This window comes from Rhodoferax sp. ZS1R8 (assembly GCF_056521325.1).
In genome coordinates, this window is record NZ_JBWMBA010000003.1 from 668750 (window position 1) to 685789 (window position 17040).

Below are 17040 nucleotides of genomic sequence, written 5' to 3' on the forward strand. Positions count from 1 at the left end.
CCTATGCCCCCCAGCGAAGAACAAGCCCCTGCGGCTTCTCAAAACCGTGCCCTGATGCCGTTGTTGATCGTGGTCACCCTGTCGCTGGGCTGGATCTTGCTGCCTTTTTATGGCGCCATCATGTGGGGAGCCATCATCGCGCTGCTGTTTGCACCGCTGTACCGGCGGCTACGGGCGCGGTTCCCTCGGCGGCACACGCTGGCGGCTTTGCTGACGCTACTAGCCGTGCTGCTGGTCCTGATTTTTCCGTTCGCTCTGCTGACAGCAGCCCTGGCCAGCGAAGCCGCACAGCTCTTCCAGCAACTGGAGTCTGGCGAGATACAACCCTCGGTGTACTTTAAAGGCGTGTTCGACGCCTTGCCGTCGTGGTTGACGGGGCTGCTTGACCGCGTGGGCCTCGTCAACTTCGCGGCCTTACAGCGCCGACTGGCCGCTGCACTGTCTCAGGGCAGCCAGTTTCTCGCCACACAAGCGCTCAGCATCGGCCAGCTGACGTTTGACTTCGTTACCAGCCTGTTCATCACGCTGTACCTGGCGTTCTTCCTGATTCACGATGGCGATTCCGTCGCTCGTGCGCTGCGTGAAGCCATTCCGCTGGCTCCAGAGCACAAAAGGGAACTGTTCCAGAAGTTCACGACTGTCGTGCGAGCAACGGTCAAAGGCAATCTCGTAGTGGCCATCATCCAGGGCGCGCTGGGCGGCTTGGCATTCTGGGTGCTGGGCGTGGGCGGCGCGCTGCTGTGGGCCGTGGTGATGGCATTTTTATCCCTGTTGCCCGCGATTGGTGCAGGGCTGGTGTGGTTGCCGGTAGCGCTGTATTTGTTCGTAACCGGCGCGACCTGGCAAGCGATTGCGTTGTGCGCCTGGGGCGTGCTGGTGATCGGTTTGGCCGACAATATGTTGCGCCCGATCCTGGTCGGCAAGGACACGCGCATGCCAGACTATGTGGTGATGATCACCACACTGGGTGGTATGGTCGTGTTCGGTATCAACGGTTTTGTCATCGGCCCGGCGATTGCCGCGATGTTCCTGGCCGTTTGGCACATCTACACCACCACACGCAAACAAGCGCCTACTGCCGCGCCTTAATCTGCTCCATGCCCAACCCTTTGGTACCGATCAACGAAGACGAGATCGACTTCTCCGCAATACGCGCGCAGGGCGCCGGGGGGCAAAACGTCAACAAGGTGTCGTCCGCCATCCACCTGCGCTACGCCATTCCCGCCTCCTCGCTGCCCGACACCATCAAGGAACGGCTGCTGGCCCTCAGCGACCAGCGCATCACCGCCGATGGCGTCGTTGTCATCAAGGCCCAGACCACGCGCAGCCAGGATCAAAACAAGGCGGACGCTATCGAGCGCCTGCAGGCATTGGTGGACAGCGTGGCCGTGCTGCCGAAGCGGCGCAAAGCTACGAAACCAACCAAAAGCTCGCAGCGCAAGCGCCTAGAGGGCAAGGCCGTGCGGGGGGATGTGAAGAAGCTAAGGGGGCGGGTGTCGGGCGGCGAATAGCCGCCGCAGCGGTGAAGCGTGGAAGCCGCAATTTCCCGCCGGGGCTTTATTAACCCGGGCTCGCAAACCAGAACCGCACCAGCGCAAAGCCCAGCGCGAACAGGTAGCCGTAGGCAAACTTGTCAATGCGCAGCACATCTTGCCCGCGCTTGGCGCGCCACTTGCCGATAGCGGCCATGCTCAAGCCGGCGACGATGGGCGACAACGCCGTGTTCGCCACGCGCAGGCTCTTGTTGGCCATCAGGTAGTCGGGGAACACCAGCAGGCTCAAGCCGCCAATCAACGCGCCAAAGAACGCGTAGCCAATAGCCGCGAACCACGGTGAAGGCTTTTTGCGAAAGGGCTCTGCCACCGAGTGCAGGCCGATCTCCAACAGAATTTCGCCCAGGAGTTGCAGTATCAGTTCGCCAAAGAATCCAAACAGAACTTCAAAAATGACTTCCATGGATTGCTACCTTTTTAATAGCTGGTTACGCACAGTACTCGAGGGTTCCAAGCCCATTTGGCATAAATCTATCCCGAAGCGCCCAGACCTCACTCGGCAAACAACGCACCCTCGGGCGGATTGCGCGGCGCCACGCCCAGGTGCCGGTAAGCCGCCAGCGTGGCAATGCGCCCGCGCGGCGTGCGCTGCAGATAGCCTTGCTGGATCAAATAGGGCTCGATGACGTCTTCAATGGTTTCGCGCTCTTCGCCAATGCTGGCGGCAATATTGTCCAACCCGACCGGGCCGCCGTCGAAGCGGTGGATCACCGCCTCCAGCAGTTTGCGGTCCATGATGTCAAAGCCTTGCGGATCCACGTCCAGCATGGCCAGTGCGCGGTTGGCAATGTCCAGCGTGATGTGGCCGCTGCCTTTCACGTCCGCATAGTCGCGCACGCGGCGCAGCAGGCGGTTGGCAATGCGGGGTGTGCCGCGGGATCGGCGGGCAATCTCAAAGCCGCCATCTGGGTCCATCGGCGCCTTCAGCAATCCAGCGCTGCGCTTGACGATGCGGGCAAGTTCTTCGGGGGTGTAAAACTCCAGCCGCGCGACGATGCCAAAGCGGTCGCGCAGCGGGTTGGTCAGCATACCGGCGCGGGTGGTGGCGCCTACCAGCGTGAAGGGTTGCAGGTCGAGCTTGATGGAGCGGGCAGCGGGGCCTTCGCCAATCATGATGTCGATCTTGTAGTCTTCCAGCGCGGGGTACAAAATTTCTTCGACGACCGGGCTGAGTCGGTGGATCTCGTCGATGAACAGCACATCGTTCTTTTCCAGGTTGGTCAAGAGCGCGGCCAGGTCTTTGGGCTTTTCCAGCACCGGGCCGCTGGTCTGGCGCAGGTTGACGCCCAGCTCGGCGGCGACGATATGGGAGAGCGTGGTCTTGCCCAGGCCGGGCGGGCCGAACAGCAGCACATGGTCCAGCGCCTCGCCGCGCATCTTGGCGGCGCTGATGAAAATTTCCAGCTGCTCGCGGATCTTGGCCTGGCCCACATACTCGTCCAGCAGCTTGGGGCGCAGCGCGCGCTCGATGGCCTCTTCCTGGGGCGAGGTGGGTGCGGCAGACACCATACGTTTGGACGGTGGGGCGGCGAAATCGTCGGTCTGGATGCTCACGGCGGGTACAGGTTCATGAAGTGGGGGCTGGCGGATGCCCACTATAGCGCGCGGCCGGACGCACACAGCCGCCATCGCCACCGCCACAATTCAAGTTGCCGGGCTTTGCGCCGATACGAAGGAGATGACCCTGCTCCCCACTTCCCTCTCCCCACCCGGCCCGCGCACCCTGTTGCGCCTGACTCGGGGTACAGCTCCGGGTGTCGTTCTGGGTATCGTTCTGAGTATTGCTCTGAGTATCGTCCTGGGCCCCAGCGCAGCGTGGGCGGCAGACAGCGCGGCACCCGCCGCCGAGCATGGCGCATCGCACGCCCCAGCGGCCTCCGCTGGCGCATCCGCCCCGGCCAAGGCGGCGTCCAAGGAAGCACGTGACAAGACTGCGCCAGTGGACAGCCTGCCCACCAACAATGGCAGCAACATGGCTGAGAAGATTCGCGCTGCGCTGACCGGCACCACGGTGGTCAGCAAAAAGATGACCGTCACGGTCGAGGACAAAACCCCGCCGCCCCCGCGCACCACGGCACCTGTGCCCGCGACGACTGCAGCGCGCGCACTGTCCAGCACGCAATACAAGCAGGCCCGCGCGGCTGCGGTGGCCGGACATGCTGCAGGGGATGCACCCGCGGCCGCCACTGTTGCTACGGCCAACGCCCACGCTGGCGATGTGCATTGGGCTTATGAAGGCGACACCGGTCCGCAGGCCTGGGGCAAACTCAAGCCCGACTTCGGCACCTGCGCCACCGGCAAGCGGCAGTCGCCAATCAACATCGAAGCCGGGAACACGCTGCAGGGCCCGGCCGAGCCGGTGCAGTTTGCGTACGCGCCCAGCAATGGCACGGTCGTCAATAACGGGCACACGATACAAGTGGACGTACAGGGCGAAAACGCCATCACCGTGCGCGGCTCCACTTACCGGCTGCTGCAGTTCCACTTCCACACACCGTCTGAAGAACAGATCAACTCCCGCCGCTTCCCCATGGTGGCGCACCTGGTGCACAAAAATAGCGAAGGGCAACTGGCCGTCGTCGCCGTGCTGCTGGACGAAGGCAACGCCAACCCGCTGGTGGACAAGGTCTGGACCTATATGCCGCTGGATGCCAACGACCGCGTGCGCATGCCCGCGGGCCTGCTAAACCTGGCCGAGCTGCTGCCCACCGACCAGCGCTACTACCAGTTCATGGGCTCGCTGACGACACCGCCTTGCTCTGAGGGCGTGTTGTGGATGGTGATGAAGCAACCCGTCACCATCAGCAAGGGGCAGTACAAGCTGTTCACCCAGCTGTACCCCAACAATGCGCGGCCGGTGCAGGCGCTCAACGGGCGGGCGGTGCGAGAAGCGCAGTAGTTTTCAGCGGATCGTTATTGAGTTTCCACCATTCGTCGCCACGTAGCTTGATACAAGTTACCGACCACTCTTCAAGGGCGAATATGGATTCTCTGGCTATGCAAAATGCTTACTTGCAAAAGCAGGCCAAGATTGTTGAATATCTCAATGACGATTGGACCGATGACGAGATTTGCGAAGAGCTAGCCTGCACACCGGCAGATATATCAGTGGCGCGTGGCCGCTTCATGGTTAATTACATCTGGGAAAACGGAAAGCGAAAACGGACAACCATTGATTCGGCGAACTACCATGTTATTTCGATGCTTTCCAAAGAGGAGTCCGCCCGATTCATGAAGCCTAAGGTTACCGAATTTGCCTTTGTGGATGCAAACGGGCGCACACACAACTTGTCCACTAAAAAATGAGTTCTTTCGTATACCGATTATCCAAAAATGTTGAATGGGGCCGTCTGCGAGTCAAGCCGTGCCTTACCAATAAGCCAAACCGAATCGTTATTCCGGTTAGCCGACGCTGAACTCTAGAGTGGAGCTTTTAAGCGAGGTTTGCTGCGTCATTGCTGACCACCGCTTATGCAAAGCTATCTGATTCAAAAATCTGGATGGGCAGTTCCGTTGCCGTACCGCTGTTTGACCGAAAACCAGAGAACGCTGCTTGAGGCCTTCATCCAACGGTGGAGCGATGTTCGGAAATGATGTTTTCTCTTCAACACGCGAAGTATAAAAGTCAGGCAGGGTCTGGATGCTATTTGGCTGTGCCAAGCAAATCCCTCTCCACCACGGCCAAAAAGTTCGCGGTGGACCAGTCCAGATCGTTCACATAAATCTGGGGCTTGTAGACTTGCCCATTGGCGCGTGGCCGGTTGACATACACCTTGTTGGGGACGATGACAACTGACCGGCCCGACGCAAGTGTCTGAGAGCGCACTTCCATGTAAGTGGAGTCCGCCGAACTGGGTGCACCAATCAATTTGGTGTTGGGGAATCGGGTGAACACATCCAAGGCATCGAGACAGGCGCTGGCGCATTGGCCTGGCACCACGACATACACCGGTTGGTTGAAGGCCGCAGGGTCACCTGCCACGTCGACCGTCGGTTCCGCAGCTTGGGCTACCGGTGCTGCACGCTTTTCCATAAAAAACTTTTGCCCCCCGCTTAGGGCTTTACGCATGCCGGTGGCAGAGCCCCTGAACCATTGAGCGATTTCCGTTTGCTTTTCTTGGGTCAACATCTTCACCAAGTTTTCCACGTAGATGGTGTTGTCTTTGGATGCGCGCCACCACACTTCGGTCTTGGCAAAGTAGGCCTGAAGGCGTCGTTCAACCCGTCCCTTACCCCACAGCGCGCCCGCAAACTCACGACTCCACATGGATGAGCCTCCGTGGTTGTGGCGCAGATCGATGACGACGGCATCAGCCTGGAGAAAACGTTGCCGCTGTTGGTGGACCTCGTCGGTCATAGCGTGGTAGGCGTCGCGTTGCTTGTCATCGGGCTGGAACGTGGGCATGGCCACCCAGTACAGTTTGGCGCGTGGCTCGGTGATACCGACCGCCAATTGGTCCCCGTTGTAAGTGGCGTACAGCCACTGTCTGGCCTGGTCGGTCATGGGCACCCAGGTCAATTGCTGAGTACTTGTCGTGCCGCCCGCCTCGTAATCGCAACTCTGCGGCAGCGCAATGAACGGATTGCCCCGGTCTACAAACACCGCGCGAGCCAGAGACCACCAATTTCCTGGCTCATCCATGCGCCCCATAAACATGAAGACATTTTTGGCAATCAGTGTGGACATCGGCACGCCGTCACACGACAGTAACTTCGCACCTGCGGGGGGTTGCCCTGACTCTGCAGCAGCAACGTACAGCGCGTCGCCGCGCCATACCGTGACAAAGCCAGGCCAACGCTCGGGCGGCAGGGCCGAAGAGTCTAGTCTGGTGACCATGCCTGCATGGCCGTCGTGTATGCGCACATTGAACGCGTCGACAGCGGCGGTGTAGCCGGCTCCGTTGTGCACCTTCGCGGCCAGCAGCAGTCCCTCCTGCTTCGCAGCCAACAGATTCGTTACGAAATTGGGGTTGGCGCGGTCATAGGTACCGGGGTGATTCTTTACGGTAATGGCGTACCCATCCTGAATGTCGCGTATAGCTGCATCCCGCCACTGCGCCGCAGTCTGTGGCAATGATGGGGTGGCGGGCTTTGGAACGGGCTGGGCAAAAATATCCGTACCCAACGTGCCCAGTAGCACACACACCAGAATGGTAGCGCGGTGTTGTTGAAAGAAGTGCATCACGTCTGGGTCACGTGTACATGTTTATAAGCCCTACTTTGCAAGTGCCCGCAACGCCAGTTTGATCCCGTCGCTAACCCCCACATCGGCCGGCAATGCCTTCAGCGCAGCAGCCGCTTCCTTGTCGCTATAACCCAGCGCCAGCAGAGCCTGCAGGATGTCGACCTGGGCATCATTGACCAGTGTGGCGCTGGCGCCAATGTCCGCGCCCAGCTTGCCTTTGAGTTCCAGCAACAAACGCTCGGCAGTTTTCTTGCCAATTCCCGGCACCTTGATCAGGCGCCCCGCCTCTTGCAGCGTCACCGCCTGCGACAGCTCGCCCACACTCATGCCGGACAACACCGACAAGGCCGTGCGCGGGCCGACACCGGAAATCTTGATCAGCTCGCGAAAGGCGGCGCGCTCCTCTGCCGACTGGAAGCCGTACAAAATCTGCGCGTCCTCACGCACAACAAAATGGGTCAGCAGCGACACCTTTTCGCCGCTGGCGGGCAAGTTGTAAAACGTGCTCATGGGCACCTGCACCTCGTAACCCACGCCGCCGCAATCCACCAGCACCTGGGGCGGGTTTTTGTCGCTGAGAATGCCTGTGAGTTTGCCGATCATCGTGTGCCCTAGATTGTTTGACGTTTGTTTTGCCTATGATGGGGCCTTTTTAAACAGCGAGCTGGTCAGCCCCCGGCTCTCTACTGACCGGAATTATCAGCTTGATCCTCCGACACACTTTCAAACCGCTCAACAACGCCCGCCTGTCCCACCTGTGCGGCCCGACCGATGAGCACCTGCGCACGATGGAAGGGGCGCTGGAGATTCGCATCGCCCACCGGCACGAGCAGTTCAAGATCGAAGGCCCCAAGGCCAAGGCCCAGCGCGGCATGGAGATGCTGCAGGCGCTGTACGAGCTGGCGGCCAAGCCCATCAGTGCTGCCACGGTGCAGTTGATGCTGTCGGGCGATGGTTCGGCCAATGAAGGCGATGGCCCCAGCCTTGCCACGCGCCGCGCCGACCTGAAACCCCGCAGCAAGAACCAGGCGCTGTACCTGGACAATATTGCCGAGCACGACATCACCTTTGGTATTGGCCCGGCCGGCACCGGCAAGACCTACCTGGCCGTGGCCGCCGCGGTGGACGCCCTCCAGCGCAGCGCGGTGCAGCGCATCATCCTGACCCGCCCGGCGGTAGAAGCGGGTGAGCGCTTGGGCTTCTTGCCCGGCGATTTGAACCAGAAGGTCGACCCCTACTTGCGCCCGCTGTACGACGCACTGTACGACCTGATGGGCTACGACCAGGTGCACAAGGCGTTTGAGAAGCAGCAGCTGGAGATCGCGCCGTTGGGCTTCATGCGCGGGCGCACGCTGAACAACGCCTTTGTGATTCTGGACGAGGCGCAGAACACCACGCCCGAGCAGATGAAGATGTTTTTGACACGCATTGGTTTTGGTGCCAAGGCCGTCATCACGGGCGACATCAGCCAGATTGACCTTCCCAAGACCCAGCTCAGCGGCCTGGTGGATGCCGAGCGTGTGCTGCGCCGCGTGAGCGGCATCGCCATCACGCACCTCACCAGTGCTGACATCGTGCGCCATCCGCTGGTGGCTCGCGTCGTGGATGCGTACGACGCTGCGCGCCTGGACGAGCTGCCGTCTATCGCCATTCCGGACGAAGAGCCAGAGCTATCGCGCGTAGGCCTGCCAAAATTGCGCACGCCCAGCCGCCGCCCGGTGGTCAAAAAATCCTGATTTTTTCTATAGAACATGCTGCCCGAACTCACCCTGTCCCTGCAATTCGGCGCCCTTGCCAGGCCTGAAAAACACCGCGAAGCCCTGCCCCGCCACATGGTCAAAAAGTGGATTCGCCACGCGCTGCAGACCGATGCCGAAATCACCGTGCGCATCGTCGATGCCGAAGAGGGCCAGACGCTGAACCGCGAGTACCGCAAAAAGGACTACGCAACCAATGTGTTGACCTTTGATTACACGCAGGAGCCAGTGGTCAGCGCCGATCTGGTGCTGTGCGCGCCCGTGGTGGCCGCCGAGGCCAAGGAGCAGAAGAAGACGCTGCAAGCCCATTACGCCCACCTGATCGTGCACGGCACGCTGCACGCCCAGGGTTGGGACCACGAGATAGACGAGGATGCGCAGGTCATGGAAATGCGTGAGACCGAGATCATGGCGCGGCTCAGTTTCAAGAATCCGTATTAGGCAAATTGGCCGATAGCCCTCGCCAGTAGGGCGTAAGCAGCTATGCAATGTATAGCAAAAGATTTTAGATTACCCAACCGGAGGATGGACTATGAAACGATTTGGACTTGCACTTGCGGGCCTGCTGCTAGCCGGCGTTGCGCTGGCCGATGCCACCTTGCCCAAGGCCGACATCCCCGGCGCTAAAGACTCACCGCTGATCGGCCGCTTTGCCGGCTCATTCATCGTGTCGCAAGACAACCGCGATTTCGACGAGCTCAAACTACCGCTGGGGCCGCTGAAACCCGTTGCCGACAAAGCCAAGCGCGATACGCACAACAACATCGTCTTCGAGCCCGCGCAAAGCAAGGGACTGGAAGGCAAGCGTACCCACTTGGTCTATGTGCTGCCCGACAATGTGTCGCCGCTACAAGCCGTGCGCAATTACCAGAACGACGCCACGGCCAAGGGCGGCAAAACGCTGTTTGAATGCAAGAGCCCCGACTGCGGTGGCGACGGCACCCGCAGCAGCGAGGGCGGCGGTGGCGACCAGAGCATCGCCATGATCCTGACGCCCGAAGACAAGATCAAGGACAAGGCCTTTACCAACGGCAGCTGCGCCCAGACTGGTCGCACCGGCGAGCAGCGCTATGCCGCGCTGGAGCTGCCCAAGTCCAATGCCTTTGTATCGGTGCTGGCCTACAGCCTGGACGGCGGCACCTACTGCAAGGCATTTGCCAACCGCACGGTCGTCGTGTTGGACGTGCTGGAGCTCAAGGCCATGGAGCAGAAGATGGTGACGGTCAAGGCCGAAGAGATGGCCCAGTCCATCACCACCAATGGCCGCGTCGCGCTGTATGGCCTGTACTTTGATTCGGGCAAGGCCGATGTCAAACCCGAATCCAAGGACACGCTGGACCAGATCGCCAAGCTGCTGAGCAGCTCGCCTGCACTGAAGCTGCTGGTCGTGGGGCATACCGACAACGTCGGCGAGTTCGCGTCCAACATGGACCTGTCCAAACGCCGTGCCGATGCGGTCATCACCATTCTGGCCAGCCAGTACAAGGCGGACCGCAAACGCTTGACCCCGGTGGGCGTGTCGTTCGCCAGCCCCATTGCGCCCAATACCAGCGATGACGGCAAGGCCAAGAACCGCCGGGTGGAGCTGGTACCCAACAATTGACGGTTGCGAACGGTGCGCTTGCTAACGTTGCGCTTAGTCCGATCGGACTATTTACCGCAGCAGCGCGAACCCCTACAGTCTGGGTAACAAAGATTTACATCTGTCACTCATCAGGGATTCGAATTATGCGCAACAACAAAAAACTCGGGACGATTCTGAAGGCCACCATGGCTGTCGCTCTGCTTGCGGGCAGCCAATGGGCGGCAGCTACGGTTGTTACCGGCACGCTCATCAAGTTCGCCGACGGCGTCGGCAATAACCCAGGCGGCGCGTTTAACGGATCGGTAGTATCCGGCGCGTCTGGCACCTGGAACAATTCGTTCCAGAGCTTTTGCCTGGAGTTCAACGAACACATCGGCTTTGGTACCACTTACCGCGTGGGCGGCGTGACCAACCACACGGTCAACGCACCGGGCGCTTACGGCACGTACACCGGCTCCGAATCCGGCCACACGTCGACCCAAGACCCCATCAGCGCCAGCACCGCATGGTTGTTCACCCAGTTCTTCACCACCAACCTGTCCAACAGCGCGATCTGGGGCAACGGTAGCCAAGCCACCAAGAACACGGCCGTGCAGCAAGCTATTTGGTCGCTGGAAGGTGAATCTTTCGGCACGATGAACACTTTGGCCACCAACTACAAAAATATGGCTACCACGGCCGTCAGCTCCGGCGCCTGGAGCGGCATCGGCAATGTGCGCGTACTCAACCTGTACAGCAAGGACAACCGTGGCCAATACACGGTCAATGCGCAGGATCAGTTGTACATGGTGTCATCCGTGCCAGAACCTGAAACTTATGCACTGATGCTGGCTGGTCTGGCACTGGTTGGTGGCGTAGCGCGCCGCCGCCGCAACAAGCAACAACAGTAATTCGATGACAAGGCGCCCTGGCGGACGGTTTACCGGCCCGCCACGGCCGCCCGCCACGCCGCCAGCTTCGTCGCAAAGGCCACAGCATGCGCTGGGCTGGTTGACGGCAAACGCACACAATCCACCCCCTCCAAGGTCAAGCCTGGCAACACATGCCGGGTAAAGCTGTTCTGTGCCTCGGTCCCGTTGAAACACACGCGTGTGATGCCGGGCTGCTCGGCAAAAAATCCGGCGAAATCATTGGGCACCCGCGTGCCGGCCCGGATGGCACTGTCCAGGCTACCGGGTCGCACACAGCTCTGCAACACATCCCACACCGCAATACCCGCCAAGGTCAGCGCGGACACACGCTCGGCATACGGCGCGGCAGCATCAAACCCAACGATGTCGCCCATGATCGGCCAGAAATGGTTGCGTGGGTGTGCGTAGTACCGGTGCGCCGTTAGCGACGCCACGCCCGGCATGCTTCCCAGAATCAACACGCGCGCACCTGGACATGACAACGGCGCAAAACTGTTGACCGGCGTTGTGTCCGCTTCTTGGCCGTGCGCAGGAGCCGCGCCATGTTGTACCAGTAGCTTTCTTGCCATTTCTGCCATCACTCCCTAGGGGTCCCAACACCTGAGCATAATCGGCAGCCTAAGTTCCAACCCTCACCATGCGCGCACTGATCGACTTCGCCGCCATACAGGCTCCACCGAGCGCACAGCCCGATAAGCTCAACGCTACGAACGCCCAGGCCCTGCCCGCAGGCTCGGGCGCATTGCGGGTCGCATTTGGCGACCCTGTGGAAGTCTTGGTTGCGCATACGCTAGACCAGATCAAACCAGTGCTTCAGGCGGTGCAAGAGCGCGCACGGGGTGGCCAGTGGTGCGTGGGCTATTTGCGTTACGAAGCCGCACCGGCTTTTGACAAAGCGCTAACCGTGCACGCGGCGACCGGGCCGCTGGCGTGGTTTGGTGTGCACGACGCGCCGCTGCCAACGGCGGACCACGCGGCATACAGCCCCCATACGGCTAGCTTTTGTGATTGGGCCCTGGGCGCTGAGGCTTCGCACCGCGCTACGTGGCAGCCCGGCATTCAGCGCGCACAGTTCGATGCAGCGCTCAACCGCCTGCACCAGGCCATAGCCGACGGCGAAATTTACCAAGCCAATTTCACGGCACGCAATGTCGGTCAGTTGCACACCCCCCCGTGGGATCTTTTCACCGCCATGCGCCAGGCCCAGCCTGGGGGTTTCGCCGCCTTTATCGACACCGGTGGAGAACAGGTGCTCTCCGCATCGCCCGAACTGTTTTTCGACTGGCACGACGGCCACATCGTCACGCGCCCGATGAAGGGCACGGCGCCGCGCGGACGCAACCCAGAAGAGGACGCCGCCCTGGCCGAGGCCCTGCGCAGTTCTCCCAAAGAGCGAGCGGAAAACGTGATGATCGTGGACCTGATTCGCAACGACCTGTCGCGCCTGGCCAAGCCGTTTTCCGTGACTGTGGACGGGCTGTGCCGCGTGCAGGCTTTGTCCACCGTGTGGCAAATGGTCACCGACGTGCACGCCGACACGCGCCCGGGTACGAGCCTGGTGGACGTTTTCACCGCGCTATTCCCCTGCGGCTCCGTCACCGGGGCGCCCAAGGTGCAGGCCATGCGCCTGATACGCGAACTGGAAGATAGCGACCGCGCCGTCTACTGCGGCGCCGTCGGCGTGGTGCGCCCGGGCGGCAGCGCCACCTTCAACGTGCCGATACGCACCGTACTGGCCCAGGGCGATCGCCTGCGCACCGGCACCGGCAGCGGCATCACGTCGGATGCCGAGGCTACTGGCGAGTGGCAGGAATGGCGGCACAAGCAGACGTATCTGACGCGGGCCAGCCAATCCTTTGAATTGCTGGAAACCCTGGCTTTGCACGACGGAAAGCTGCAGCATGCCGACGCCCACCTGGCACGCATGGCGGCGTCTGCCGCACACTTCGGGTTTGTATGGCGGCCAGACGCCGTGCAACAGACATTGGCTGCGCTCAGCCAGCAGCACCCCAGCGGGGCCTGGCGCGTGCGCCTGCTGCTGGATGCTGGGGGCACACCCCGCGCCGAGGCCTTTGCACTGCCCGCCACGCCCGCCACCGTGCACCTGGGGCTAGCGACCCGACCGATGCTGCTGGCCGGCAGCGAATTTGTACGCCACAAGACCACTCGGCGAGCCCACTACGAAGAGTTTGCGCCCACTAACTCCACCGTGTTTGACACCGTGCTGTGGAACGCCAAAGGCGAAATCACCGAATGCACCCGCGGCAACATTGCCCTGCTGCTGGATGGCCGCTGGGTTACGCCGGCAGCCAACTACGGCCTGCTGCCCGGAGTCGGGCGTGCGCATTGGCTGGCGGCGGGCCGCGTGGCGGAGGCTGCGGTGCACCTAGACGATTTACCCCGGGTGCAGGGCATGGCCTTCGTCAACAGCCTGCGCGGCTGGGTGCATGCCGTGTGGGACGCGCCGTTGGCGCAGCACCTGCCCTCTGTGTGGGATAACGGGGAACACGGCGCGCTGATGCCCGGCTAGGGGCCTGGGTGCCAGTGCGTTCTGCGCAGGTAAAGGAGGAGGCCGAAGGCCGGGGGACACGGAGCAGAACGCACTGGCGCCCAGGCTCCTGGCCGCGCGACACAAGACAAAACGGGCTGCAGCCCTCGCGGAATGTGCGTAAGTAGCTACTAAAACAATAGCACTTTAAACCGCCGGTGCGACGCGCAACGGTATCGTCACGGGCCCATCGTTGACCAAACTAACCTTCATATCCGCTGCAAAGATGCCGGTCTGCACCACCGCATGCGCGCGCCGCGCAGCCTCCACAAAGCCGTCAAACAAACGCCTTCCATCCTCCGGCGCTGCGGCCCCTGTAAAGCTGGGGCGGTTGCCACCACTCACATCTGCCGCCAGCGTGAACTGGCTGACGATCAACAAGCCACCCGCAGTACCCGCACCATCCATGTCCTGCACGCTGTGATTCATCTTGCCATTGGCGTCGCTGAAGATGCGCAGCTTCAGAATCTTGGCCAGCAACTTATCACCTTGCGCCTGGGTGTCGCCCTGCTCGGCGCAGACCAGCACCAAGAGGCCCGCGCCAATTGACCCCACCGTTTGCCCATCCACATCAACACGGGCGGAGCTCACCCTTTGTAGCACGGAGATCATAAGGACAAACGACCGCTAGCCCTCGTGGACTGTGCGTAAGCAGCTCCTGATTCCATAGCAAATATCTGCTGACTCACGCCAGCGTGACCCGCGCAAACTTGCGCTTGCCAACCTGCAGCACATAGGTGCCAGCGGCCAGCTTCAGGCCCTTGTCGCTGACCACGTTGGAATCCACCCGCACACCGCCGCCGTCGATCAGGCGGTTGCCTTCGCCGCTGCTGGCCGCCAACCCGGCGGACTTCAGCAGCGCGGCAATGCCCAAGGCGGCACCGCCCTCGCCCAGCGGCAAGCTGATCTCGTCGATCTGGTCCGGCATACCGCCTTTGCTGCGGTTGATGAAATCCTGCTCGGCCGCATCGGCCGCGGCTGCACTATGGAAGCGGGCCGTGATTTCCTTCGCCAGCGCCACTTTCGCATCCTTGGGGTTGCGTCCGCCGTCCACTTCCGCTTTCAGCGCTGCAATCGCAGCCTCGCTCTGGAAACTCAACAACGTGAACCACTTCCACATCAGCACGTCCGAGATGCTCAGCACCTTGGCGAACATGGTGTTGGCGTCCTCAGAAATGCCGATGTAGTTGTTCTTGCTCTTGGACATCTTCTCGACGCCGTCCAGGCCTTCGAGCAGCGGCATGGTCAGGATGCATTGCGGCTCCTGGCCGTATTCGGCCTGCAGCGTGCGGCCCATTAGCAGGTTGAACTTCTGGTCAGTGCCGCCCAGTTCCAGATCGCTCTTCAAAGCAACGCTGTCATAACCCTGCATCAGCGGGTACAGGAATTCGTGCACGGCGATCGGGGTGCCGGCCTTGAAGCGGTCGTGGAAATCGTTGCGCTCCATCATGCGGGCGACGGTGTAACGGCTGGCCAGCTGGATCATGCCGCGGGCACCCAGTGGGTCGCTCCATTCGCTGTTGTAGCGCAGTTCGGTCTTGGTGGGGTCCAGAATCTTGTCGGCCTGGGCGCGGTAGGTCTCGGCGTTGAGCTTGATTTGCTCAGCCGTCAGTGGCGGGCGGGTGCTATTGCGTCCGCTGGGGTCGCCAATCATGCTGGTAAAGTCGCCAATCAGGAAGATGACCGTGTGGCCCAGATCTTGCAGCTGGCGCATCTTGTTCAGCACCACGGTGTGGCCGATGTGGATGTCGGGCGCGGTGGGGTCCAGACCCAGCTTGATGCGCAGCGGCTTACCGGTGGCTTCAGACTTGGCGAGTTTCTTGACCCACTCGTCTTGCGGTAGCAACTCTTCCACACCGCGCAGCGTCACAGCCAGGGCCTCACGGACACGATCGCTTACAACTAACTCGGGACTTTGGGCTTGATTCATAAGGGTTTTTATCGATGTGTCTGTGCGGAAGGCCGCTATACTGGCCTTCCTCCTGCAACCGCGTTTGATGGTCGGCGGCTAGATTTTAGTCGCGACTGCGTTGCAGTTTGGGGTGTAGCGCCGCACGGCCTCACCCCCAAATCCATGGAGCCCTGAATTTTGATACAACGCCTGCTACAGGCCGCCGAGGTTTCTTTTGCCTCCGCCGCCCGTCTTGTACACAGCCATCCTAAGCAACTCAGCCTCGCAATTGCCGCACTCTTGTTGTGCGGTGCGGGCGCCACCTATGCCGTGGCCTCCCTCGCGCCCGACGCAGCCGATCTGCCGGTGCGCACCATTGTGGAAGACGTCCAACCCCTGCCACTGCTCAGCCAGTTCGACGCCGTGCAAACCCAGGCCATGCGCCTGTACCGCTCCGACGCCACCCGCTCGTCCGACACGGCCGAAACCCTGCTCAAGCGCCTGGGCGTCTACGACCCACAGGCTGCTGCCTTCATACGCTCCGACACCGTGGTCCAGCAGACGCTGATGGGCCGCGCCGGCCGCAACGTCACCGTGGAAGCCAGCGAAAGCAATACGCTGCTCAAGCTCAGCGCCCGCTGGAGCCCTGAAGACGACGGCATGTTCAAGCGCCTGACGATTGAGAAAACCCGCACCGGCTTCCAGTCCAAGCTCGAAACCCTGCCGATGACGGCCTCGTCGCGCCTGGCCAGCGGCAGCATCCAGACATCGCTGTTTGCCGCCACTGACGATGCCCGCATACCGGACACCATTGCGATCCAGCTGGCGGAGATCTTCGCCGGCGATATCGACTTCCACCGCGCGCTGCGCAAGGGCGACCGCTTCTCGGTGACCTACGAAACGCTGGAAGGCGATGGCGAGCCCATGCGCGCCGGCCGGGTGCTGAGCGCCGAATTCGTCAACGCGGGCAAAAGCTTCCAGGCCATGTGGTTCCAGGAGCCGGTAGCGGCCGGCAATGCCGCAGCATCGACCGCCAGCCACACGCTGAGCAAGGGCGGCTACTACACACTGGCCGGTGAAAGCCTGCGCCGCGCCTTCTTGGCATCACCGATGGAGTTCTCGCGCGTGACCAGCGGCTTCAAGATGCGCTTCCACCCCATTCTGCAAACCTGGCGCGCCCACCTGGGTGTGGACTATGCGGCACCCACCGGTACAGCCGTGCGCAGCGTCGCCGATGGTGTCGTGGAATTTGCCGGCACCCAGAACGGATTCGGCAATGTCGTCATGGTCAAGCACCGCAACAACAATGTTACGGTCTACGCCCACCTGAGCCGCATCAACGTGCGCACCGGCCAAAGCGTCAGCCAGAGCCAAAACGTTGGCGCCGTCGGCCAGACCGGCTGGGCCACCGGCCCGCACCTGCATTTTGAGTTCCGCGTCAACGGCGTGCACAAAGACCCGCTAACGATTGCCAAGCAGAGCGAATCCATGCCGGTCGCCGCATCGGCGCGCGCAGCCTTTAACCAGGCGGCCGCCCAGGTGCGCACGCAGCTGGCTGCCGCGGCCTATATGCAAGTGGGCAGCGCACAGTAAGCCTGACGGGTCACACC

At 61.5% G+C, this 17040-nt stretch carries 17 protein-coding genes; 10 read left to right on the top strand and 7 right to left on the bottom strand.

The features are described 5' to 3' along the window. Positions 1 to 3: 3 nt before the first annotated feature. Together AC097P_RS13985 and arfB are read left to right on the top strand one after the other, a co-directional pair. Positions 4 to 1089 (top strand): AI-2E family transporter, encoded by a 1086-nt coding sequence (locus tag AC097P_RS13985; protein WP_479611081.1) that lies wholly within the window; start codon positions 4 to 6, stop codon positions 1087 to 1089. Positions 1090 to 1097: 8 nt separating this feature from the next. Further along, positions 1098 to 1511 (top strand): alternative ribosome rescue aminoacyl-tRNA hydrolase ArfB, encoded by a 414-nt coding sequence (gene arfB / locus AC097P_RS13990; RefSeq protein WP_479611020.1) that lies wholly within the window; start codon positions 1098 to 1100, stop codon positions 1509 to 1511. 49 nt (positions 1512 to 1560) lie between these two features. Here arfB and AC097P_RS13995 read toward each other — a convergent pair whose 3' ends face one another. Together AC097P_RS13995 and ruvB are read right to left on the bottom strand one after the other, a co-directional pair. After that, complete coding sequence (locus tag AC097P_RS13995; protein ID WP_479611021.1) at positions 1561 to 1956, bottom strand: hypothetical protein; 396 nt, start codon at positions 1954 to 1956, stop codon at positions 1561 to 1563. Between the two features lie 89 nt (positions 1957 to 2045). Next, positions 2046 to 3107 carry a Holliday junction branch migration DNA helicase RuvB gene (gene ruvB / locus AC097P_RS14000; RefSeq protein WP_479611022.1) on the bottom strand — a complete coding sequence of 354 codons (1062 nt, stop codon included), beginning with the start codon at positions 3105 to 3107 and terminating at the stop codon, positions 2046 to 2048. A gap of 124 nt (positions 3108 to 3231) precedes the next feature. On the opposite strand from ruvB, the gene AC097P_RS14005 reads away from it, so the two are divergent. Together AC097P_RS14005 and AC097P_RS14010 are read left to right on the top strand one after the other, a co-directional pair. Continuing rightward, positions 3232 to 4452, top strand: a complete 1221-nt coding sequence (locus AC097P_RS14005) for a carbonic anhydrase (protein WP_479611023.1) — start codon at positions 3232 to 3234, stop codon at positions 4450 to 4452. Between the two features lie 83 nt (positions 4453 to 4535). Next, positions 4536 to 4859, top strand: coding sequence for a hypothetical protein (locus AC097P_RS14010; RefSeq protein WP_479611024.1), 324 nt, complete (start codon positions 4536 to 4538; stop codon positions 4857 to 4859). 337 nt (positions 4860 to 5196) lie between these two features. On the opposite strand, the gene AC097P_RS14015 is transcribed toward AC097P_RS14010, so the two are convergent. Both AC097P_RS14015 and ruvA read right to left on the bottom strand, forming a co-directional pair. Then, positions 5197 to 6735: a S41 family peptidase gene (locus AC097P_RS14015; RefSeq protein ID WP_479611025.1), complete on the bottom strand. Its 1539-nt coding sequence runs from the start codon at positions 6733 to 6735 to the stop codon at positions 5197 to 5199. 33 nt (positions 6736 to 6768) lie between these two features. Beyond that, positions 6769 to 7341, bottom strand: a complete 573-nt coding sequence (gene ruvA, locus AC097P_RS14020) for a Holliday junction branch migration protein RuvA (RefSeq protein ID WP_479611026.1) — start codon at positions 7339 to 7341, stop codon at positions 6769 to 6771. 101 nt (positions 7342 to 7442) lie between these two features. On the opposite strand from ruvA, the gene AC097P_RS14025 reads away from it, so the two are divergent. The 4 genes from AC097P_RS14025 (at position 7443) to AC097P_RS14040 (ending at position 10970) form a co-directional block, all read left to right on the top strand. Then, entirely contained in the window at positions 7443 to 8474 is a 1032-nt protein-coding gene (locus AC097P_RS14025) for a PhoH family protein (RefSeq protein WP_479611027.1), read from the top strand. Between the two features lie 15 nt (positions 8475 to 8489). Next, the gene (gene ybeY / locus AC097P_RS14030; RefSeq protein WP_479611028.1) at positions 8490 to 8936 is read left to right on the top strand and encodes an rRNA maturation RNase YbeY; all 447 of its coding nucleotides are present in this window, start codon (positions 8490 to 8492) and stop codon (positions 8934 to 8936) included. A gap of 91 nt (positions 8937 to 9027) precedes the next feature. Continuing rightward, entirely contained in the window at positions 9028 to 10098 is a 1071-nt protein-coding gene (locus AC097P_RS14035) for an OmpA family protein (RefSeq protein ID WP_479611029.1), read from the top strand. 125 nt (positions 10099 to 10223) lie between these two features. Next, a complete protein-coding gene (locus tag AC097P_RS14040; protein WP_479611030.1) occupies positions 10224 to 10970 on the top strand; it encodes a PEP-CTERM sorting domain-containing protein in 747 nt (248 codons plus the stop codon). A gap of 29 nt (positions 10971 to 10999) precedes the next feature. Here the strand turns inward: AC097P_RS14040 and AC097P_RS14045 are convergent, their stop codons facing one another. Further along, on the bottom strand, positions 11000 to 11560 hold the full coding sequence (locus AC097P_RS14045; protein WP_479611031.1) for a DNA-deoxyinosine glycosylase: 561 nt from the start codon (positions 11558 to 11560) through the stop codon (positions 11000 to 11002). Positions 11561 to 11628: 68 nt separating this feature from the next. On the opposite strand from AC097P_RS14045, the gene pabB reads away from it, so the two are divergent. Further along, positions 11629 to 13521 (top strand): aminodeoxychorismate synthase component I, encoded by a 1893-nt coding sequence (gene pabB, locus AC097P_RS14050; RefSeq protein WP_479611032.1) that lies wholly within the window; start codon positions 11629 to 11631, stop codon positions 13519 to 13521. 165 nt (positions 13522 to 13686) lie between these two features. Here the strand turns inward: pabB and dtd are convergent, their stop codons facing one another. Beyond that, entirely contained in the window at positions 13687 to 14151 is a 465-nt protein-coding gene (gene dtd, locus AC097P_RS14055) for a D-aminoacyl-tRNA deacylase (protein WP_479611033.1), read from the bottom strand. A gap of 73 nt (positions 14152 to 14224) precedes the next feature. After that, complete coding sequence (tyrS, locus tag AC097P_RS14060) at positions 14225 to 15469, bottom strand: tyrosine--tRNA ligase (RefSeq protein WP_479611034.1); 1245 nt, start codon at positions 15467 to 15469, stop codon at positions 14225 to 14227. A 159-nt stretch (positions 15470 to 15628) separates the two neighbouring features. Between tyrS and AC097P_RS14065 the strand changes: the two genes are divergently transcribed. Then, on the top strand, positions 15629 to 17023 hold the full coding sequence (locus AC097P_RS14065) for a peptidoglycan DD-metalloendopeptidase family protein (RefSeq protein ID WP_479611035.1): 1395 nt from the start codon (positions 15629 to 15631) through the stop codon (positions 17021 to 17023). Positions 17024 to 17040 lie beyond the last annotated feature (17 nt).